Origin of the sequence: Streptomyces sp. NPDC056503 (assembly GCF_042794995.1) — a bacterium.
Lineage (GTDB): Bacteria > Actinomycetota > Actinomycetes > Streptomycetales > Streptomycetaceae > Streptomyces.
Genome location: NZ_JBHTST010000044.1, coordinates 24,264 through 43,677, shown reverse-complemented (window position 1 = coordinate 43,677; position 19,414 = coordinate 24,264). Strand labels below are relative to the sequence as shown.

General features: G+C 74.9%; 19 protein-coding genes and 1 tRNA gene. 13 read left to right on the top strand and 7 right to left on the bottom strand.

Going from position 1 to position 19,414, the window contains the following annotated elements; all coding sequences use genetic code 11:
• The 3 genes from ACFQ8C_RS16045 to ACFQ8C_RS16035 all read left to right on the top strand — a co-directional run bounded on the left by ACFQ8C_RS16045 (position 1) and on the right by ACFQ8C_RS16035 (position 3,330).
• Complete coding sequence (locus ACFQ8C_RS16045) at positions 1-984, top strand: ABC transporter ATP-binding protein (RefSeq protein ID WP_383457198.1); 984 nt, start codon at positions 1-3, stop codon at positions 982-984.
• Positions 977-2,203, top strand: a complete 1,227-nt coding sequence (locus tag ACFQ8C_RS16040) for an ABC transporter ATP-binding protein (RefSeq protein ID WP_383457196.1) — start codon at positions 977-979, stop codon at positions 2,201-2,203. The genes ACFQ8C_RS16045 and ACFQ8C_RS16040 overlap by 8 nt, the downstream gene beginning before the upstream one ends.
• Before the next feature lie 188 nt (positions 2,204-2,391).
• Complete coding sequence (locus ACFQ8C_RS16035) at positions 2,392-3,330, top strand: hypothetical protein (protein ID WP_383457194.1); 939 nt, start codon at positions 2,392-2,394, stop codon at positions 3,328-3,330.
• Here ACFQ8C_RS16035 and ACFQ8C_RS16030 read toward each other — a convergent pair.
• Positions 3,306-5,492, bottom strand: a complete 2,187-nt coding sequence (locus ACFQ8C_RS16030) for a prolyl oligopeptidase family serine peptidase (RefSeq protein WP_383457191.1) — start codon at positions 5,490-5,492, stop codon at positions 3,306-3,308. The two genes, ACFQ8C_RS16035 and ACFQ8C_RS16030, sit on opposite strands and share 25 nt — an antisense overlap.
• Positions 5,493-5,750: 258 nt before the next feature.
• Here ACFQ8C_RS16030 and ACFQ8C_RS16025 point away from each other — a divergent pair, with 258 nt between their 5' ends.
• From ACFQ8C_RS16025 to ACFQ8C_RS16010, 4 genes are all read left to right on the top strand, one after another.
• A complete protein-coding gene (locus ACFQ8C_RS16025) occupies positions 5,751-5,951 on the top strand; it encodes a hypothetical protein (RefSeq protein ID WP_169087190.1) in 201 nt (66 codons plus the stop codon).
• Between the two features lie 41 nt (positions 5,952-5,992).
• A complete protein-coding gene (gene mshB, locus ACFQ8C_RS16020; protein WP_383457188.1) occupies positions 5,993-6,931 on the top strand; it encodes an N-acetyl-1-D-myo-inositol-2-amino-2-deoxy-alpha-D-glucopyranoside deacetylase in 939 nt (312 codons plus the stop codon).
• Entirely contained in the window at positions 6,928-7,281 is a 354-nt protein-coding gene (locus ACFQ8C_RS16015; protein ID WP_383457186.1) for a DUF6113 family protein, read from the top strand. The genes mshB and ACFQ8C_RS16015 overlap by 4 nt, the downstream gene beginning before the upstream one ends.
• Positions 7,282-7,433: 152 nt before the next feature.
• On the top strand, positions 7,434-9,653 hold the full coding sequence (locus tag ACFQ8C_RS16010) for a hypothetical protein (protein ID WP_383457183.1): 2,220 nt from the start codon (positions 7,434-7,436) through the stop codon (positions 9,651-9,653).
• Between the two features lie 75 nt (positions 9,654-9,728).
• On the opposite strand, the gene ACFQ8C_RS16005 is transcribed toward ACFQ8C_RS16010, so the two are convergent.
• Positions 9,729-10,091: a DUF1304 domain-containing protein gene (locus ACFQ8C_RS16005; RefSeq protein ID WP_383457180.1), complete on the bottom strand. Its 363-nt coding sequence runs from the start codon at positions 10,089-10,091 to the stop codon at positions 9,729-9,731.
• Between the two features lie 166 nt (positions 10,092-10,257).
• Here ACFQ8C_RS16005 and ACFQ8C_RS16000 point away from each other — a divergent pair.
• Positions 10,258-10,332 (top strand) — tRNA-Ala (locus ACFQ8C_RS16000).
• Positions 10,333-10,356: 24 nt separating this feature from the next.
• Here ACFQ8C_RS16000 and ACFQ8C_RS15995 read toward each other — a convergent pair.
• The gene (locus ACFQ8C_RS15995; protein WP_383457225.1) at positions 10,357-11,265 is read right to left on the bottom strand and encodes a GlxA family transcriptional regulator; all 909 of its coding nucleotides are present in this window, start codon (positions 11,263-11,265) and stop codon (positions 10,357-10,359) included.
• Positions 11,266-11,416: 151 nt separating this feature from the next.
• On the opposite strand from ACFQ8C_RS15995, the gene ACFQ8C_RS15990 reads away from it, so the two are divergent.
• Together ACFQ8C_RS15990 and ACFQ8C_RS15985 are read left to right on the top strand one after the other, a co-directional pair.
• Complete coding sequence (locus ACFQ8C_RS15990) at positions 11,417-12,013, top strand: MBL fold metallo-hydrolase (RefSeq protein ID WP_383457178.1); 597 nt, start codon at positions 11,417-11,419, stop codon at positions 12,011-12,013.
• 40 nt (positions 12,014-12,053) lie between these two features.
• Positions 12,054-12,869, top strand: a complete 816-nt coding sequence (locus tag ACFQ8C_RS15985; RefSeq protein ID WP_383457176.1) for an inositol monophosphatase family protein — start codon at positions 12,054-12,056, stop codon at positions 12,867-12,869.
• Here ACFQ8C_RS15985 and ACFQ8C_RS15980 read toward each other — a convergent pair.
• Both ACFQ8C_RS15980 and ACFQ8C_RS15975 read right to left on the bottom strand, forming a co-directional pair.
• The gene (locus ACFQ8C_RS15980) at positions 12,862-13,701 is read right to left on the bottom strand and encodes a tetratricopeptide repeat protein (protein WP_383457222.1); all 840 of its coding nucleotides are present in this window, start codon (positions 13,699-13,701) and stop codon (positions 12,862-12,864) included. The two genes, ACFQ8C_RS15985 and ACFQ8C_RS15980, sit on opposite strands and share 8 nt — an antisense overlap.
• A 25-nt stretch (positions 13,702-13,726) precedes the next feature.
• Positions 13,727-14,728 carry a GNAT family N-acetyltransferase gene (locus ACFQ8C_RS15975; protein WP_383457173.1) on the bottom strand — a complete coding sequence of 334 codons (1,002 nt, stop codon included), beginning with the start codon at positions 14,726-14,728 and terminating at the stop codon, positions 13,727-13,729.
• Between the two features lie 112 nt (positions 14,729-14,840).
• Here ACFQ8C_RS15975 and fdxA point away from each other — a divergent pair, with 112 nt between their 5' ends.
• A complete protein-coding gene (fdxA, locus tag ACFQ8C_RS15970; protein ID WP_015035968.1) occupies positions 14,841-15,161 on the top strand; it encodes a ferredoxin in 321 nt (106 codons plus the stop codon).
• 103 nt (positions 15,162-15,264) lie between these two features.
• Positions 15,265-16,359: a succinyldiaminopimelate transaminase gene (gene dapC, locus ACFQ8C_RS15965; RefSeq protein WP_383457171.1), complete on the top strand. Its 1,095-nt coding sequence runs from the start codon at positions 15,265-15,267 to the stop codon at positions 16,357-16,359.
• A gap of 82 nt (positions 16,360-16,441) precedes the next feature.
• Here dapC and ACFQ8C_RS15960 read toward each other — a convergent pair whose 3' ends face one another.
• Together ACFQ8C_RS15960 and ACFQ8C_RS15955 are read right to left on the bottom strand one after the other, a co-directional pair.
• Complete coding sequence (locus tag ACFQ8C_RS15960; RefSeq protein ID WP_383457168.1) at positions 16,442-16,891, bottom strand: ATP-binding protein; 450 nt, start codon at positions 16,889-16,891, stop codon at positions 16,442-16,444.
• Positions 16,892-17,348: 457 nt separating this feature from the next.
• Positions 17,349-18,266 (bottom strand): hypothetical protein, encoded by a 918-nt coding sequence (locus ACFQ8C_RS15955; protein WP_383457166.1) that lies wholly within the window; start codon positions 18,264-18,266, stop codon positions 17,349-17,351.
• A gap of 29 nt (positions 18,267-18,295) precedes the next feature.
• On the opposite strand from ACFQ8C_RS15955, the gene dapE reads away from it, so the two are divergent.
• The gene (dapE, locus tag ACFQ8C_RS15950) at positions 18,296-19,411 is read left to right on the top strand and encodes a succinyl-diaminopimelate desuccinylase (protein WP_383457164.1); all 1,116 of its coding nucleotides are present in this window, start codon (positions 18,296-18,298) and stop codon (positions 19,409-19,411) included.
• Positions 19,412-19,414: the final 3 nt, after the last annotated feature.

Here is a 19,414-nt window from a genome sequence, read left to right as displayed (position 1 = left end):
ATGCTGCTCGAAGTGCGCGACCTGCACGTGGAGTTCCACACCCGCGACGGGGTGGCCAAGGCCGTCAACGGCGTCGACTACTCCGTCGACGCGGGGGAGACCCTCGCCGTCCTCGGCGAGTCGGGCTCCGGCAAGTCCGTCACCGCCCAGGCCGTGATGGGCATCCTCGACGTCCCTCCGGGCAAGATCAGCCAGGGCGAGATCCTCTTCCAGGGCCAGGACCTGCTGAAGCTCAAGGAGGACGAGCGGCGCAAGATCCGCGGCGCCAAGATGGCGATGGTCTTCCAGGACGCGCTGTCCTCCCTCAACCCCGTGCTCAGCGTCGGCGACCAGCTCGGCGAGATGTTCCAGGTCCACCAGGGCATGTCGCGCAAGGACTCCAAGACCAAGGCCGTCGAACTGATGGACCGGGTCCGCATCCCCGCGGCCAAGGAACGCGTCGACCAGTACCCCCACCAGTTCTCCGGCGGCATGCGCCAGCGCATCATGATCGCGATGGCGCTCGCCCTCGAACCCGAACTGATCATCGCCGACGAGCCCACCACCGCCCTCGACGTCACCGTCCAGGCCCAGGTCATGGACCTGCTCGCCGAGCTCCAGCGCGAACTCAACATGGGTCTCATCCTCATCACCCACGACCTCGGCGTCGTCGCCGACGTCGCCGACAAGATCGCCGTCATGTACGCCGGCCGGATCGTCGAACAGGCCCCCGTCCACGAGATCTACAAGGCCCCCGCCCACCCCTACACCCGCGGCCTGCTGGACTCCATCCCCCGCCTCGACCAGAAGGGCCAGGAGCTCTACGCGATCAAGGGCCTCCCGCCCAACCTCCTCGCCATCCCGCCCGGCTGCGCCTTCAACCCCCGCTGCCCCATGGCCCAGGACGTCTGCCGCACCGACGTGCCCCCGCTCTACGACGTGACCGAGTCCCCGGTGAAGCGCTCCAGCGCCTGCCACTTCTGGAAGGAGTGCCTCCATGGCTGAGGCGATTCTCGAAGTCCGGGACCTCCACAAGCACTACCCGCTCACCCGGGGCATCGTCTTCAAGAAGCAGATCGGCGCCGTCAAGGCCGTCGACGGCGTCGACTTCGACCTCCACGCCGGCGAGACCCTCGGCATCGTCGGCGAATCCGGCTGCGGCAAGTCGACGGTCGCGAAGATGCTGGTCAACCTCGAACGGCCGACGTCCGGCGTGATCCGCTACAAGGGCGAGGACATCAGCGGACTCTCCCCCCGCGCGCTCAAGGCGGTCCGCCGCAACATCCAGATGGTGTTCCAGGACCCGTACACCTCGCTCAACCCGCGCATGACCGTCGGCGACATCATCGGCGAGCCGTACGAGATCCACCCCGAGGTCGCCCCCAAGGGCGACCGGCGGCGCAAGGTGCAGGACCTCCTCGACGTCGTCGGCCTCAACCCCGAGTACATCAACCGGTACCCGCACCAGTTCTCCGGCGGCCAGCGCCAGCGCATCGGCATCGCCCGCGGCCTCGCCCTCCAGCCCGAGATCATCGTCGCCGACGAACCCGTCTCCGCCCTCGACGTCTCCGTCCAGGCGCAGGTCATCAACCTGATGGGGAACCTCCAGTCCGAGTTCTCCCTGTCGTACGTCTTCATCGCCCACGACCTGTCGATCGTGCGGCACATCTCCGACCGGGTCGGCGTCATGTACCTCGGCCGGATCGTGGAGATCGGCACCGACGCCCAGATCTACGACCACCCCACCCACCCCTACACCCAGGCGCTGCTCTCCGCCGTGCCCGTGCCGGACCCCGAGGCCCGCGCCCACCGCGAGCGGATCATCCTCACCGGCGACGTGCCCTCCCCGGCCAACGTGCCCTCCGGCTGCCGCTTCCGCACCCGCTGCTGGAAGGCGCGGGAGCGGTGCGAGCTGGAGGTCCCGCTGCTCGCCGTGCCGGCCGTCTACCGGCTCACCGACAGCCCCGCCAAGCACGACTCCGCCTGCCACTTCGCCGAGGAGAAGCAGGTCGTCCCGCCGGAGGAGTCCCTCGCCCACCCGGAACCCCTGGAGGACGGCCCGGCCCCGGCGGAGGCGGCGCGTGAGGCGGAGGAGCCGGACGAGGGCGCCAAGGGGCGGACCGAGAGCCCCGGGGAGCCGGGTCAGGGCCCCGGGGAGCCGGGCGAGAGTCCGGAGGAGTCGGGGGAGGGCCCGGAGGAGCCGGGAAGCCCGAAGACGCTGTGACTCCTCGGCAATCGCCGAGAAACGGATCCGATATGTGAATACCGGATCCTGTCGGACATGCGGCTGTGCGGGTGCCGTCGGCCGGCGGGGCCCCCGGGAGCCCCGCCGGCCGTTACTCCGTCACCTCGGCACCGGCCATCGGCCGGAACCGCTTGTCCCGGCCGACGCCGACCGTGAGTATCGGCCCCGTGACTGTGACACGACCGGCACGTCTCACCGGCGCGGCGCTCGCCGCCGTGCTCGCGCTCGTCCCCTTCGTCTGGATCCTGCGCGACCTCGCCGCCCTCGGCTCGCCCGAGGACCTGTTCTGGTACTGGGCCGGCGACCGCTTCCGGCTCGCCCGCGCCCGGTCGGCCACCACCCTGCTCGACCCGCTCCTCTGCGTCGCCGCCGCCGGCACCGCCCTCGCGGCCCTCCGCTCCCGCCACGCCGCCGCCGCGCTCGCCGCCACCGGCGCCGTGACCCTCGGCGTCCGCCTCCCCGGCCTCTGGACCCACGGCACGGGCCCCCTCGTCACCGCCCTCGTCGAACTCGCCCTCGGCACCGGCCTCCTCGTCACCGCCCTCGCCGGCCGCCGCCCGGCCGCCGGACCGGACGAGCGGGTCCCGACCCGGCCCCGCAGGCCACCGGCCGTCGCCGCGGGACTCCTCCTCGCCGTCGCCGCCCTCGTCCTGCTCGCGGGGGAGGTCGACCGGGCCGTCCGGCTCGGCCCCCGCTTCGCCGTCGACCGCTTCACCGGCGGCAGGTCCGTCCTCGACGCGGCGCTCGGCGTCCCGCCCGGCTGGCTCGCCGTCGTCCTCGTCGCGCTCTGTCTGACCGCCGCCGTCTCCGCCTTCGCCACGGCCCGGCACACCCGGCCCCTCGGCCTGCTCGCCGGCGGCTTCCTCCTCGCCCGCGGGCTCGCCGAGACCGCCCGGATGGCCCGCCTCCACCTCCACTACGACGTCCGGTACGTCATGGCCCCCGAGCCGGACCTCCCCGGCCTCGCCACCGCGCTCTACGGCGTGCTCGCCGGGGCCGCCGTCCTCGTCCTGCTCGCCGGGCGCGGCGCCCCCGACGCCGCGCCCGCCCCCAGGACCCCGGCGGCGACCCCGCCGCCGCCCTACCCGCGCCCGCCCGGCTGGTGACCGGGGAAGCCGCCCAGCGACCGCTTCAGGAAGTCGACCTGCAGGAGCAGCAGGTTCTCCGCCACCTGCTCCTGCGGGGTCATGTGCGTCACCCCCGACAGCGGCAGCACCTCGTGCGGCCGGCCCGCCGCGAGCAGCGCCGACGAGAGCCGCAGCGCGTGCGCCACCACCACGTTGTCGTCCGCCAGACCGTGCACGATCATCATCGGCCGGGCCGGCTCCGCGGGCGCCGCCAGGCCGTCGTCGGTGAGCAGCGACTGCGCCGCGTACACCTCAGGATCCGCCTCCGGGGTGCCCAGGTACCGCTCGGTGTAGTGGGTGTCGTACAGCCGCCAGTCCGTGACCGGCGCGCCCACCACCGCCGCGTGGAAGACGTCGGGGCGCCGCAGCACCGCGAGCCCCGCCAGATAGCCGCCGAACGACCAGCCCCGCACCGCCACCCGGTCCAGGTCCAGCGGGAACCGCTCCGCGAGCGCCCGCACCGCCGCCACCTGGTCGTCCAGCGTCACCGCGAAGTCCCGCTCCACCGCCTTCTCCCACGCGGGCGACCGCCACGGCGTCCCCCGCCCGTCCGCCACCACCACGGCGAAGCCCTGCTCGGCGAACCACTGCGAGGTCAGGTGCGCGTTGTGCGCGGCCACCACCCGGGGGCCGTGCGGGCCGCCGTACGGGTCCATCAGCACCGGCAGCGGCCCGTGCCCCTCCTCGTACCAGGACGGCAGCAGCACCGCGCAGGGGATCCGCCGCTCGCCGGCCTCCGTGAGCACCGGCCGGGCCCGCAGCGGCGGTTCGGCCGCGTACGAGCCCACCACCGCCACCGGCCGTCCCTCGCGCAGCACCCGTGCCACCGAGCCCGGCGCGTCCGGCCGCGAGGACACCAGCACGGTCACCGGGCCGCCGCGCACCGCCCCGTGCCAGCCCACGCCCTCCGAGACCCGCTCCACACCCGCCGCGGAGACCCGGTACACGTGCGCCTCGCCGGTCTCCGGCGCCCCGGCCGCCGCGCCGGCCGACGCCGACACCAGGACGTCGTCCCCGCCGACGTCCAGGACCGCGCGCACGTGCAGCGAGGCGTCCGTCAGCCGCTCCTCGCCCACCGACAGCGCCCGCGCCCCGCCCTCGTCGCCGATCCGCACCAGACGGCCGTCCGGCGACCAGCACGGCACCCCGGGCAGCAGCTCCAGCCAGGCCGGGTCCTCGTCCTCCCGTACGGTCGCGGTGGTCCCCGACACCGTGTCCACCGCGAGCACCCGCTGGCTCCGCTGGTCCCGGGCCTGCACCAGCAGCAGCGGCGCGCCCGCCGACGACCAGTGCACGCGGGCGAGGTACGGGAACCGCTCCCGGTCCCACACCACCTCGACGCGCGAGCCGTCGAGGCCGTAGCGGAAGAGCCGCACCTCCGCGTTGGGCGTCCCGGCCGCCGGATACGCCACCCGCTGCGGCTCCCGGTCCGGACGCGCCGGGTCCGCGATGTACCACCGGCGGACCTCGCGGTCGTCCGCGCGCGCCACCAGGAGTCCGTCCGACTCGGGCGACCACCAGAATCCGCGGTCCCGGCCCATTTCCTCCGAGGCGATGAATTCGGCCAATCCGTAGCTGCTGTGCCCATCCTCCGGAACCGCCAGTTCCAGATCGCCGGAACCCTCCGCTCCGACCACCCGCAGCGCACCTCCCGACACATACGCCACCAGGCGCCCGTCCGGTGAGGGCCGCGGGTCGATCACCGGCCCCGGCACCGGCAGCTCCCGCACCGCCCCGGCCCGCAGCCCGACCGTGAACAGCCGCCCGGACAGGGCGAACGCCGCGAGCTCCACCGCCGCGTCCACCGCGTAACCGACGATCCCCGCCGACCCCTCCCGGCTGCGCTCGCGCCGCGCCCGCTCCTCGGCCGACAGCTCCTCCCCGGCCCCCGCGAGCAGCGCCGAGGGGTCCGCGACGACCCGTTCCACCGGCTCTCCGCCGCCCGCGGGCAGGTCGAGCACCCACAGACCGTGCGTCCGGTCCGTGGCGGACCCGGAGCGGACGAAGACGATCCGCTCCCCGTCGGGGGAGACCGAGAAACCGCGCGGCACCCCGAGCCCGAACCGCTGGGTCCGGGCGTGCAGGCGCGGGAAGGAGAGCCCCACGGGTGGGGCGGACGAGTGCTGCTGAGGCAAGGTCATACGGCCGAAAGTAGCGCTGTACGCCCCCTCGCGCGCCTGTACGCCGATCGATGCGCGGGTACGGATAGTTATGATCCGTAGCGCTTGGTGGGTGCCCCTCCGTGGGTATGCACTCGCGTGGGGTCCCCGGCACATGCCCGAGGACCACACCACTCGCACGAAGTACGCGCACCACCCGCACGAACCACTCGCACCACCCGCACGCAACCGCACGCGCGAACCGCTCGAATTCCCGACCGAAGGTGGAGGTGAACCGCCGTGGCACTCTCGCTCTCGATCTCCGTGGTGGTGCTGCTGGCGATCGTCGTCTTCCTGCTGATCCGGAAATCCGGACTCAAAGCCGGTCACGCGGTGGTCTGTGCGCTCCTGGGCTTCTACCTCGCCAGCTCCTCCCTCTCCGACTCCATCACCACCCTCACCACCAACGTGGCGAGCATGATCGCCGGTCTCAAGTTCTGACCCGGGCGGTCACCCGCGGCCCCGCCTCGTAGGGTGGGGCCATGACCGATCTCCCCGCCCGTCGTCTGCTCCTCGTGCACGCGCACCCGGACGACGAGTCGATCAACAACGGCGCCACCATGGCCAGGTACGCGGCCGAAGGCGCCCTGGTCACCCTGGTCACCTGCACCCTGGGCGAGGAGGGCGAGGTCATCCCGCCCGAGCTCGCCCATCTCGCCCCCGACCGCGAGGACCGCCTCGGCCCCCACCGCGTCGGCGAACTCGCCGCCGCCATGGCCGCCCTCGGCGTCACCGACCACCGCTTCCTCGGCGGTGAGGGCCGCTTCCGCGACTCCGGCATGATGGGCGCCCCCCAGAACGCGCGCGAGAACGCCTTCTGGAGCGCGGACGTGGACACCGCCGCCTCCCTTCTCGTCGAGGTGATCCGCGAGACCCGTCCCCAGGTCCTCGTCACCTACGACCCCGACGGCGGCTACGGCCACCCGGACCACATCCAGGCCCACCGCGTCGCGATGCGCGCCGCCGACCTCGCCGCGGACCCCGCCCACCGCCCCGGGCTCGGCCCGGCCCACACCATCGCCAAGATCTACTGGAACCGGGTGCCCCGCGCCGTCGCCGAAGCCGGCTTCGCCCGCCTGGCCGCCGAGGGCTCCGCCTTCCCGAAGGACGCCGTCGTCGACGACGTGCCCGGCCTCGTCGACGAGGAGCGCGTCACCGCGGAGATCACCGGCGGCGACCTCGCCCCGGGGAGCTCGTACGCCGCCCGCAAGAGCGCCGCCATGGCCGCCCACGCGACCCAGGTCGCCGTCGACGGCCCCTGGTTCGCCCTCTCCAACGAGCTCGCCCAGCCCCTCCTCACCACCGAGTACTACGAACTCGTCCGCGGCACCCCGGGCGCACCGGCCGGCGCGCGCGAGACCGACCTCTTCGCGGGCCTGCCGGACGCCGACGCGGTCGCGGGGGAGGTGGCGGGCCGATGAGCACCCCCGCCGCCCGGTACGCCGCCTACGCCGGCCTCCTCGTCCTCGGCGCGGTCGTCGGCACGGCCGGCGCCCTCGTGCAGGCCGCCTGGCTCCCGCTCGGGCTGCTCCTCGCCCTGCTCGCCACCGCCGCCCTCTTCTACGGCGGCATGCGCGCCACCGGCAACCAGGTCGGCCTCGCCGCGGCGGGCGGCGGCTGGCTCCTCGCCGTCATCGTGCTCAGCCTCGGCCGCCCCGAGGGCGACGGGCTCTTCGGCGGCGGCCTCGGCGAGCTGGTCTTCCTCTTCGGCGGCATGGGCGCCGCTGTGATCTGCGCCACCGTCAGCAGGCTGCCGCCCGGCACCCCCTAGACGGGCCCGCGCACCACCCGTGAGCGGCCGGACTTCGCACCGGGCGGATAACCTGCGGCACCGGACAGTATGGTGGTGCGCGCCGCCGAACCGCCCGGGACCGTACGAGCATCAGCAAGAGCGGGCGGCGGAGCCAACCGGGAGATCCTGCTTTGAGTCGTGAAACTGGTCGAGAGACCGACAGTTCGTCCTCCGGCGCCCAGGGGCGCGGCGGGGCCGCCTACCCGTCGGGAACCCAGCCTTATGGATCCCGCCAGTATCCGTCGCTCCACCCGACGCAGGACGCGCCGGAGGACACCTCCGCCGCGTCCGCGCCGCCGGAGGAGCCGAAGACCGAGACCACCCTGACGACCCGGATCCGCATCAACATTCCGGGTTCGCGGCCGATTCCGCCCGTCGTGGTCCGCACCCCCGTCTCCGAGGCCGACGCCGCGGCCCTCCCGGCCGAGCCGGAACGGCCCGCTCCGGCCCCCGAGCCCGCGCCCGAGCCCGAGCCGGCCCCCGCGCCGGTCGCGCCCGAGCCGCCGCAGGCCGCCGCGGAGGCCCCCAAGGCCAAGGGGACCAGCGACTGGTTCGCCCCCCGCAAGAACTCGGGCCCGGCCCCCGCGGCCCCCGCGGGCGGCCCCACGGCGCCCGCCCCGAAGGCCCTCGGCGGCCCGCAGACGCCCGGCACCGGCTTCGCGGGCTCCGCGACCGCCGGAGTCCCGGCGGTCGGCAGCGCGCCCTCCAGCCACCCCGTCAGCAACCCGCTGTACGACACCGGCACCCTCCCCGGCTACGAAGGCACCCCCGCCGCCGGAGTCCCCCTCTACGACGGCCCCGTGCCCGGCGGCACCCCGGCGGCCGGCACGCGCGCGTACGACGGCACTCCCGCCGCCGGCACGCCCCGGTACGACGGCCAGCCCACCGGCGCGACCACGGGCCCGGCGAGCGGTATCGCCGACCTCGGCGCCGGCACGGCCCAGCGCCCGCCCATGCCGAAGCGCCCCGGAGGCCCGAAGCAGGGCGGCCCGAGGCCGGGCGCTCCCGTGCCGGGTGCTCCGGCGGCGGGCGGACCGAGGCCGGGCGCTCCCGTGCCGGGCGCTCCCGCGCAGGGCGGCCCCGGCCCGCTCGGAGGCGGAGCCGGTGGCCCCGCCGTGCCGCGCATGTCCGACGACACCGCGATCCTGACGCCGCAGCAGCCCGCGCCCCCGCGCGGCGGCCCCGCCGGCCCGGGCGGCGGCGGTCAGGTGTCCGGCGACACCCTCACGAGCGGCATCCCGGTCGTGCCCCCGACCGGCGGCCGCCCCGACCCGGCCCCGCGGGCCGACGGACACCCGGCACCGGGCCAGGGTCCCCGGCCCGGCCGCCCGGGGCAGCCCCAGAAGCCCGCGCCGGGCCTCACGCCCGTGCCGAAGCCCGCCCCGGCCCCGGCTCGGGCCAAGAAGGGCCGCTCCAAGCTGGTCCTGGTCGCCGTCGGCGTCATCGGCCTCGCGGGTGTCGCCTACGGCGCCGGTCTCCTCCTCAACCACTCCGACGTCCCCAAGGGCACCACCGTCCTCGGCGTCGACATCGGCGGCGGCACGAAGGAGGAGGCCGTCGGCAAGCTGCAGGCGAGCCTCGGCAAGCGCGCCGCGACCCCGCTCCAGCTCACCGTCGGCGGCAAGAAGATCCAGCTCGCCCCCGACAAGGCCGGCCTCTCCCTGGACAGCCAGGAGACCGTCCGCAACGCCGCGGGCAGCGACTACAACCCCGTCTCGGTGATCGGCTCCCTCTTCGGCGGCGAGCGCGTCGCCAAGCCGGTCTTCCCGGTCGACGACGAGAAGCTCGCCGTCGCCCTGCGGGACCTCGCGGGCTCCTCCTCGTCGGCGACCGAGGCGACGATCGTGTTCGCCCCGAACAAGGTCACCGCCGTCGAGGGCAAGTCGGGCCAGGGCCTCGACGTCCAGCGTTCGGTGATCTCCGTCAAGGACGCCTTCCGCGCCCAGGTCGAGACCGGCCTGACCAAGGTCGTCGAACTCCCGGTCAGCGTCCGCAAGCCCACGGTCACCAAGGCCGAACTGGACCGGGCGATGAAGGAGTTCGCCCAGCCCGCGATGTCCGGCCGGATCACCATCCAGGCCGGCGGCAAGTCCATCGACTTCGGCCCGGCCCGCTCGCTGCCGCAGATCCTCTCCATGAAGGCCGTCGACGGCCACCTGGTGGAGGTCTACGACAAGAAGGCGATCACCCGCCTCCTCGAAGGCACCTTCGAGGGCGTCATGATCACCAAGGGTGACGGCTCCCGGCACGAGGTCTCCGCCGACGACGTCGCCTTCGTCATGCGCGACGCCCTCCGGGGCAAGAGCAAGGCGGAGCGCACCGCCACGATCGACCTCACGGGCAAGGGCTGACCCCCACGCGCGACGCCCGCGGAACGGCCCCCGTCCTCGCTCCGAGGCCGGGGGCCGTTCCACGTGAAGGCCCCCTCACCCGGCGACCAGCACGGCGGAGAGCGCGAGCGCGCCCGGGAGCGCCTGGGCGAAGAGGATCCGCCGGTTGGCGGTGGCCGCCCCGTACACCCCCGCGATGACGACGCACGTCAGGAAGAACACCTGCACGCGGAAGCCCGTGGGGTCCTCCGCGATCAGCCCCCAGACGAGCCCGGCGGCGATGAACCCGTTGTAGAGCCCCTGGTTGGCGGCCATGGCGGCGGTCTCACGGGCGAGCCGGGCGTCGAAGCCGGAGAAGCGCCGCCCGGTCTCCTTCTCCCACAGGAACATCTCCATCACGAGGATGTAGACGTGGAGGAGGGCGATGAGGGCGACGAGGATGTCGGCGGTCAGCGGCATGGCCCCATTGTGGGCGGGGGAGCGGCGCCGGGGCGGGTGCGACGCGGGCGACGGCGGCCCGGGCCGGAGCGGCGCCCGTCCGGGCGGCTGACCGACGGTCAGCGCCCTTGCCGCGAAACCCGGTTGGATCATCCAGGGGCGGCCGTCTAGACTCGGCGGCCTGGGAGCGGGGTCGTAGCACAGAGGTAATGCGCCGCGATGGCATCTCGGAGGACGCCGGTTCGAATCCGGTCGCCCCGCTCCCTCCCGAACCCCCTTCCCCCCGCTACGGCGGCGCCGTGAACGTGCGCCGGTAGGTCCGGGGTGGCACCCCCCGCCGGCGGACGAACTGCTCGCGCAGCACGGCCGCGCTGCCGTAGCCGACGCGGCGGGCGATCTCCTCGACGGGGAGGTCCGTCGTCTCCAGGAGTTCCTCCGCGCCGCTCAGCCGCAGTCCGCGCAGCCAGGCGTGCGGGGTGGTGCCGGTGGCGGCGGCGAAGCGGCGGGCGAAGGTGCGGCGGCTCATGACGGCCCGGCGGGCCAGCTCCGTGACGGTCAGGGGCTCGTGGAGGTTCTCGCGGGCCCAGGCGAGGACCCCGGCGAGGTGCTCGTCCCGGCCGGTCTCGGGCGCGGGGGCGGCGAGGTACTGGGCCTGGCCGCCGTCGCGGTGCGAGGGCAGCACCATGTCCCTGGCCACGGCGTTGGCGAGGGCCGCGCCGTGTTCCCGGCGCAGCAGGTGGAGGCAGAGGTCGAAGCCCGCCGCGGCGCCCGCGCCGGTGGCGATCCGGCCCTCGTCCACGTACAGGGCGCCGGCGTCGACCGTGACCTCCGGGTGGCGGCGGGCCAGGAGGTCCGCGAACCGCCAGTGCGTCGTGGCCCGGCGGCCGTCGAGCAGCCCCGCCGCGGCCAGCGTGAACGCTCCGACGCAGTGCGCCGCGACCAGCGCGCCCCGCGCGTGGGCGTCCCTGAAGGCGTCGAGCGCGGCCGGTCCCGGCGGGGTGCGGAAACCGGCTCCCGGGAGCGCGATCACCAGATCCGCCGAGGCCAGCCGGTCGAGCCCGTACGGGACGGAGAGCGGCACCCCGCAGTCCGTGGGCACCGGGCCCGGCCGGTCCGCGCAGAGGGAGAACCCGAAGCCCGGCACCCCCTCGCCGTGCGGGCCGAACACCTCCGCGACGACGCCGACGGCGAGCATGCCGACGCCGGGCGGCGCGTAGGCGGCGACGGTGGTGAAGGCGGGCACGGGGGGAGTCTGCCACGCGCCCTGGCCCGTGTGGCACGAATCCCGCGATCAGTGGCATCCGTGCCACTCGTGACCCGTGTCCCGTCCCGGCAGGATCGTCCGCATGACGACAGACGCGCCCCTCGCCCGCACCGCCCGCCTCACCGTCCTGACCACCGGATACGTGGGGTCCACCGGCCCCGGTGTCGCCGCCACCGTCTCCTACGTCACGGACGGCGACCGGCACGTGGTCTTCGATCCGGGCATGGTGGCGGGCGTCAACACCATCCTCGACCCGCTCGCCGCGCTCGGGCTGGGGCCGGAGGACGTCACCGACGTCGTGCTCAGCCACCACCACCCGGACAACACCATGAACGCCGGTCTCTTCCCCCGCGCCCGCGTCCACGACCACAAGGTCGAGTACGCCGGCGACGGATGGACGAACCGGGACGCCGAGGGGTACGAACTCACCCCCTCCCTGCGCCTGATCCGCACCCCCGGGCACAGCGCCGAGGACATCACCCTCCTCGTCGGCACCGACGAGGGCGTCGTCGCCCTCGCCGGCGACCTGTGGTGGCACGCGGCCGGCCCGGCCGACGATCCGGTGGCCCCGGACCGCGCCCTGCTGCGCGCCTCCCGGCTCCGGGTGCTCGCCGTCGCGGACCTCGTCGTGCCGGGCCACGGGGCGCCCTTCGTGCCCGACGCCGGCACTCCGCTGTAAGACCCCTCCGCCGTCCGGGACGTCCCCGTAGGCTCGTCCCATGATCATTCAGGAGCTCTCCGACGCCGAGGTCGCCGCGACCGCCGCCCGCGCCGGGGCCGAGGTCGTGCGCGGCCTCTACGGGCGGGAACTCGACCGGGTCGACAAGGGCGCGGGCGACTTCGCCACCACCGCCGATCTGGCGGCCGAGCGGGCCGTCCTCGACGTGCTGCGGGCCGCCCGGCCCGAGGACGGCGTGCTCGGCGAGGAGGGCGGGGAGCAGGGGCCCGACGGGGCCCGGCGCCAGTGGCTCGTGGATCCGCTCTGCGGGACGCTCAACTACGCCGTGGGGAACAAGCTCGTCGCCGTCAACGTGGCCCTGCGCGGCGGGGCGGCGGCCGTGGCCGACCCGTTCGGGGGCGCGGGCGGCGAGGTGTTCCGTACCGACGGGACGACCGCCTGGGGCGAGGACGGCGCGGTCCTGGTGCCCACCGCCGCCACCGGGCTCGTCGACGTGAACCTCGACCCGCCGTTCCCCGGCGCGCCCGGTTTCCGGGCCGTCGAGCTGCTCGCCCATCCGGACTTCGCCGCCGGCTTCCGTCCCCGGGTCGTGTCGACCTCGCTCGCGCTCGCCTGGGTGGCCGCGGGGAAGCGGGCCGCGTACGTCACCGACGGCGGCGACCTCTCCGGCAGCGTGCACTTCGCCGCCGGCATCGCGCTGTGCCGGGCGGCCGGCTGTGTCGTCACCGGCATCGACGGCGCGCCGGTGGGGGAGGGCGGGGGGCGCGGACTCGTGGCCGCCGCCGACGCCGCCACCCACGCCCGCCTGATGGCGATGATCCGCCCCGGCGGGGTCCGGGAGGGACGGCCTAGTTGAGCCGGGCCCGGGCCGCCTGCGCCTTGTGGCGGATCGCGGCGGCCGATTCCGGGTCGACCGCGTCCATGATCTGCGCGTACGCCTCCATCTCCGCCGCCCCGGTGAGGAAGTCGCCGCGCTGGACGAGGAGTTCGGCGCGTTCGTAGCGGAGGCGGGCCGGGTGGGAGGGGAGCAGCAGGGCCAGCTCCACCGCCCACAGGGCGACGTCGGAGCGTTCGGGGCGCGGGGCCGCCCAGGCGCGGATGTTGCCGAGGATGCGGAGTACGACGGCGCCGGGTTCGGCGGGGCGCAGCATGGAGCGGTCGAGGGCCTCACCGGTCGCGCTCGCCACGAGGAGCTCGGCGTCCTCGGCCGTCATCGGGCGGCCGCCCGCGAAGGGGTCGGCGAGGTCCAGTGCGGCGGGGTCGCCGAAGCCGACGACGAAGTGGCCCGGGAGGCCGAGCCCGTACACGGGGGCGCCGGCGCGCCGGGCGACCTCCATCCACACCACGGACAGCAGGATGGGCAGGCCCCGGCGCCGGCGGAGCACCTCGTGGAGGAGGGAGGACTCCAGCCGCTGGTAGTCGGCGGGGACGCCCTCGAAGCCCTCGCGGACGCCGAGGAGCGCCGCCAGCTCGGCCTTCCAGGCGCCGGTGCGGCGGGTGCCGTACGGGACGAGTCCGGCGAGCCGGTCGAGTTCGACGTCGGCCTCGACGAGGTCGTGGTCGGTGACGGCGGGGTCGGCCACGGCGCAGATCAGCAGACAGAGCCGGACGAGGTCGGGCCGCTCGGCCCTGGCCTCCTCCGCGAACTCCCGCCGCCGGTCGGGCGGCGGCTCGGACGGTCGCCTCAGGGGGTCCTCCGCGCTCACGCCGCGCTCACGCCTCCGCCTGCCGGTAGTGGTGGTAGTGGTGGTGCACAGAGAAGCCCATCCCCTCGTACATCGCCCGCGCGCCGTCGTTGTCGGCCTCGACCTGGAGCCAGGCCGCCGAGGCGCCCTCGTCGAGCGCCTGCCGGGCGAGGGCGGTCATCACCGCCGTGGCCAGGCCCCGGCGGCGGTGCGCCGGGTCGACCTCTATCGCCATGAACCCCGCCCAGCGGCCGTCGACGACGCAGCGGCCGATGGCCGCCGGCACCTCTCCCGTGCCCGCGACGGACGCGAACCACACACTGGGGCCGCCGGAGAGCACCTGCCGCACGGCGGGGCTCGCGGAGGTGGACCGCTGGTAGCGGCGCAGCCACGGCTCGTCGAGGGCGCGGGAGAGGCGCACCTCCGCGGGCCCCGGTTCCCGGTCGGCGAGCGGGGCGAGCGCGGCGATCCGCAGTTCGGCGGTGACCTCGCGGTGCCAGCCGAGCCGTTCGAGGTCGGCGCAGAGCAGCTCCTGGGCGGACTCGGCGCCGGTGGCGGTCTGTACGTACGCGGGGAGCCCCCGGTCCGCGTACCACTCCCGTACGGCGTCCAGGGCCTCGGCGACGGGCCGGCCCGGATCGCCCGCGGGCAGCGCCGAGTTGGCGCGGCGGGTGAACCCGTCGGAGGCCCGCAGCGTCCACTCGCCGAGCGGCTCGCTCTCGACCGGCGGCCAGGCGCGCGCGGCGACCCCGGAGAGCTCCGGGAAGGTGGCGGACGGGCCCCTGCGGCGGGCGGGCGCCGGGGGCACGGGCTTGCCCGCCGCCAGGCGGAGTTCCGGGATCCGGACGGTCTCGCCGCTCTTTCGTGTGATCGTCAGCACACCGCCGTCCCAGGATGTGAGCACCCCGACCGCGTCGGTGTAGCGCTCCCCCGGCGCGGCGGAGTCCGTCACGTACCGAACGGAGACACGTTTTCCCACGTCAGCACTGGTGAGACGGACCTCAAGCCGCCCTCCGCCGATCATTTCCACAGCTTCTCCGCCCCTCCTGTTCGGATCGCCCCCAAGAACGGAGATACTAGGTGCGGGCATCGACGACACCGCGCTCCCGCGCAGACCAGCCCTACCGAGGAGGAACGACAGCGTGACCTACGTCATCGCGCAGCCTTGTGTCGACGTCAAGGACAAGGCTTGCATCGAGGAGTGCCCCGTCGACTGCATCTACGAGGGCAAGCGATCTCTCTACATCCACCCGGACGAGTGCGTCGACTGTGGAGCCTGTGAGCCGGTCTGCCCGGTCGAGGCGATCTTCTACGAGGACGACACCCCGGAGGAGTGGAAGGACTACTACAAGGCGAACGTCGAGTTCTTCGACGAGCTCGGTTCGCCCGGTGGCGCGTCCAAGCTCGGCGAGATCGAGCGGGACCACCCCTTCATCGCCGCCCTGCCGCCGCAGAACGGCTGATCTTTCGTTGCACCCGCTCTCGGTCCCGTACGGCCCCGCCGCCGTACGGGACCGAGGCGTATCCGACGTGTACCGCGTACGTACTGAGGAAGTGAGCCAACCCGTGAGCGCAGTCTCTTCGCGCCTGCCCGTCTTCCCCTGGGACAAGCTGGAGCCGTACAAGAAGACGGCCCTGGCGCACCCGGACGGGATCGTGGACCTGTCGGTGGGGACGCCGGTCGACCCGGTCCCCGCCCTGATCCGGGAGGCCCTGGTGGCGGCCGCGGACTCGCCGGGCTATCCGACGGTCTGGGGCACCCCGGCGCTGCGGGACGCGCTCACCGGCTGGTGCGAGCGGCGACTGGGCGCGGTCGGCTTCGTCCACGAGAACGTGCTGCCGGTGGTCGGCTCCAAGGAGCTCGTCGCCTGGCTGCCGACCCAGCTGGGCCTCGGCGCCGGCGACAGGGTGGCGTACCCGCGGCTCGCCTACCCGACGTACGAGGTCGGCGCGCGGCTCTGCGGCGCGGAGCCCGTCGTCTACGACGACCCGACCGAGCTGGACCCGGCCGGCCTGAAGCTGCTCTGGCTCAACTCCCCGTCCAACCCGACGGGCAAGGTGCTCCCCAAGGAGGAGCTGGTCCGGATCGTGGCCTGGGCGCGCGAGCACGGCGTCCTCGTCTTCTCCGACGAGTGCTACCTCGAACTGGGCTGGGAGGCCGACCCGGTGTCGGTCCTGCACCCGGACGTCTGCGGCGGCTCGTACGAGGGGATCGTCGCCGTCCACTCGCTCTCCAAGCGGTCCAACCTGGCGGGGTACCGGGCGGCGTTCGTCGCCGGTGACGCGGCGGTCCTCGGCGAGCTGCTCCAGATCCGCAAGCACGGCGGCATGATGACGGCGGCGCCGGTCCAGGCGGCCACGGTCGCGGCGCTGGGCGACGACACCCACGTCGAGGAGCAGCGGGCCCGGTACGCGGCCCGCCGCGCCTCCCTCAAGGCGGCCCTGGAGGCCCACGGCTTCCGCGTCGACCACTCCGAGGCGAGCCTCTACCTGTGGGCGACGCGCGACGAGCCCTGCTGGGACACGGTGGCGTACCTCGCGGAGAAGGGCGTCCTGGTGGCCCCGGGCGACTTCTACGGCGAGGCGGGGGCGCGCCATGTGCGGGTCGCCTTCACGGCGACGGACGAGCGCGTGGCGGCGGCGGTCAAGCGCCTCGGCTGACCGTACGGACACGCGGAAGGGCCCGGGCGCGTCGCGCGACCCGGGCCCTTCCGCGTACCCGAGGGGCGCGGCCTCAGGGGGTTCAGCCGAGGGGGAGGCCGCCGAGCATCTGGCCGGCCGGGGCGCCGCCCAGCGCGCCGCCGGCGGGGGTGGTGCCGGCGCTGTCGGCGGCGGCACCGGCGGTCTGGCCGAGCGCCTGGCCGGTGCTGCCCGCGGTCTCGCCCGCGATCTTCTGGGCCGCCGGGGTGGCGGTCTTGCCGGCCGCGCCCACGGCCTTGCCGGCCGCCGGGACGGCCGTGCCGACGGCCTCGCCGCCGGTCGCTCCGGCGACCCCGGTCGCGGTCTGGGCGGCACCGTCGACGGCCGAGCCCGCGTTGGCGGCGTCGAGGGCGGTCAGGCCGCCGAGGGCGCCGGCCGGCGCGAGGCCGTGGTCCAGGGCGCTCGCGGAGCCGGCCGCACCGACCACGGGGGCTGCGCCGGCCGCGACGATCAGGGCGACTCGGGCGATCCGGCGGGTCAGGGGGAGGGACATGGTGCTCCTTCGACGGAGAGGCGGTGGGGACGTTTGCGTTTGCGGGCTGCACAACCGCGGTGGGGGCGGGGGAGGTTGCGGGGGGCGAAGGTAAAGGCTGGGTAATGCGTCGTATTGTCGGGTGGGGAGGAAAGCGGACGAACGCCGCCGGTCGGCCCCTCCTGCCGAACCGTCACTCCCCTTGCGCCCCAAGCTCCCCGCGCGTCTCACCCCCCGACACGCCGCTCTCCGGCCCCCTCCGCCCCCCGATCCCCACCCCGAGGGACCGCTCGCACACAGGTCCACCCCTCCCGAGGGGCCGCCGCGGCGCCGTCCCGAGCCACTCCGCCCCGCCCGCGGGAACGGCGGGCGCGTGCCCCCGCGCGGGCGCGCCGGAGCAGCCGCCCGCACCGGGACCGGGCGTCGCGAGGACCGGGCCCGGGTGTCGCGAGGACCGGACCGGGCGTCGCGAGGACGGTCAGCGGGTGAGGCGGAGGTGGACCGTGGGCGGTTTGGCGGCCGCGTCGCCGGCCGACGCGGCCGCGGCCCAGCCGCCGCCGGAGTCGTCCGCGCGCCAGACCTTCCCCCCGTACGACACCTCCGCGACCCGCAGCGTCGCCGCGCGGGCGACCGCCCACTGGGCCAGTTCCCAGCCGCGCCGCTCGGGGCCGCGGACGGGGACCACCAGGACGGCCGGCTCCGCCGCCGAGCGCCCCGCGCTGGCACCGCCGGAGACGGAGGTGGGGGCCGCGGAGTCGCCGAAGGCGCGCACCAGCTCCGTACGGACGAAGGCGGGGTCGCCGGGGCGGCCCTCCTTCACGTCCGCCGTGCAGGAGAGCGCGGCCGGCGTGCGGCCCGTCAGCGCCGCCGACAGCAGCGTCGCGTCCGGCTCGTGCTTGGCGTACGCCTGCGGGAAGCCGCTCTTCTGCACCTTCTGCGCCGCCACGGTCAGCGGCAGCCGCGAGTAGCCGGGGACCTTCTCCAGGCCCTCGTAGAACTTCCCGGCCGAGTACACCGGGTCCATGATCTGCTCCGGCGCGCCCCAGCCCATCGACGGCCGCTGCTGGAAGAGTCCGAGCGAGTCCCGGTCGCCGTGCTCGATGTTCCGGAGCGCCGACTCCTGGAGCGCGGTCGCCAGCGCGATCGTGACCGCCCGCTCCGGCAGCCCCCGGGACGTGCCGACCGCCGCGATCGTCGCCGCGTTCGACGCCTGCTCGGGCGTGAACTCGTACCGCTGGGCCCCACTGCCCACGGCGCACCGGGGCGCGCCCTTGCTGCCCGTCACCTGGTGGACCGCGATGTACGACGCGAGGCCGCACAGGACGGCGAGGGCGGCGGCCGAACGGGCGAGACGGCCGCGGCGGGCGGGGCGGGGGGAGTCGGACACGGGGCCCACCGTACTGGAGGCCGGGTTAGGGTCGGCATATGGCTGACATCACCCCGCAGGAGACTGCCCAGGAGACCTCGCTCGACCTCGCCCAGGACGGGGCGGCGCTCACCGCGGCCCTCGTCGACTTCGCGTCCGTCAGCGGGACCGAGAAGCCGCTCGCCGACGCCATCGAGCAGGCCCTGCGCGCCCTGCCCCACCTGAGCGTCGACCGCCACGGCAACAACATCGTCGCCCGGACCTCCCTCGGACGCGCCGAGCGGGTCGTCCTCGCCGGTCACATCGACACCGTGCCGATCGCCGACAACGTCCCCTCCCGGCTCGACGAGGACGGCGTCCTGTGGGGCTGCGGCACCTCCGACATGAAGTCCGGTGTCGCCGTCCAGCTCCGGATCGCCGCGACCGTCCCCGAGCCCAACCGCGACCTCACCTTCGTCTTCTACGACAACGAGGAGGTCGCCGCCGACCTCAACGGCCTCGGGAAGATCGCCGCCGCCCACCCGGAGTGGATGGAGGGCGACTTCGCGGTCCTCCTGGAGCCTTCCGACGGGCAGGTCGAGGGCGGCTGCCAGGGCACCCTCCGCGTCATCCTGCACACGGCCGGCGAGCGCGCCCACTCCGCCCGCTCCTGGATGGGCTCCAACGCCATCCACACCGCCGCGCCGATCCTCGCCCGCCTCGCCGCGTACGAGCCGCGCAAGCCGGTCATCGACGGCCTGGAGTACCACGAGGGCCTCAACGCGGTCGCGATCCAGGGCGGCGTCGCCACCAACGTCATCCCCGACGCCTGCTCGGTGACGGTCAACTACCGGTACGCCCCCGACCGCTCCCCGGCCGAGGCGCTGGCGCACGTCCGCGAGGTCTTCGCCGACTGCGACATCGCCGAGTTCGTCGTCGACGACGAGAGCCCCGGCGCGCTGCCCGGCCTCTCCCACCCCGCCGCCGAGGCGTTCATGAAGGCCGTCGGCGGCACCGCGATGCCCAAGTTCGGCTGGACCGACGTCTCCCGCTTCAGCGCGCTCGGCGTGCCCGCGGTCAACTACGGCCCGGGCGACCCGATCTACGCGCACAAGCGGGACGAGCACGTGCACGTCGACCGGATCCACCACTGCGAGGCGCGGCTGCGCGACTGGCTGACCGCCCGTCTCCCGTAATTT

Bases quoted from the DNA above. Each gene is read 5' to 3' on its own strand.
- ACFQ8C_RS16045 (WP_383457198.1), top strand. From the start codon at position 1: ATGCTGCTCGAAGTGCGCGACCTGCACGTGGAGTTCCACACCCGCGAC.
- ACFQ8C_RS16040 (WP_383457196.1), top strand. From the start codon at position 977: ATGGCTGAGGCGATTCTCGAAGTCCGGGACCTCCACAAGCACTACCCG.
- ACFQ8C_RS16030 (WP_383457191.1), bottom strand. From the start codon at position 5,492: ATGACCTTGCCTCAGCAGCACTCGTCCGCCCCACCCGTGGGGCTCTCC.
- mshB (WP_383457188.1), top strand. From the start codon at position 5,993: ATGACCGATCTCCCCGCCCGTCGTCTGCTCCTCGTGCACGCGCACCCG.
- ACFQ8C_RS16015 (WP_383457186.1), top strand. From the start codon at position 6,928: ATGAGCACCCCCGCCGCCCGGTACGCCGCCTACGCCGGCCTCCTCGTC.
- ACFQ8C_RS16005 (WP_383457180.1), bottom strand. From the start codon at position 10,091: ATGCCGCTGACCGCCGACATCCTCGTCGCCCTCATCGCCCTCCTCCAC.
- ACFQ8C_RS15995 (WP_383457225.1), bottom strand. From the start codon at position 11,265: ATGCTCGCCGTCGGCGTCGTCGCGGAGGTGTTCGGCCCGCACGGCGAG.
- ACFQ8C_RS15990 (WP_383457178.1), top strand. From the start codon at position 11,417: ATGACGACAGACGCGCCCCTCGCCCGCACCGCCCGCCTCACCGTCCTG.
- ACFQ8C_RS15985 (WP_383457176.1), top strand. From the start codon at position 12,054: ATGATCATTCAGGAGCTCTCCGACGCCGAGGTCGCCGCGACCGCCGCC.
- ACFQ8C_RS15960 (WP_383457168.1), bottom strand. From the start codon at position 16,891: ATGTCCCTCCCCCTGACCCGCCGGATCGCCCGAGTCGCCCTGATCGTC.
- dapE (WP_383457164.1), top strand. From the start codon at position 18,296: ATGGCTGACATCACCCCGCAGGAGACTGCCCAGGAGACCTCGCTCGAC.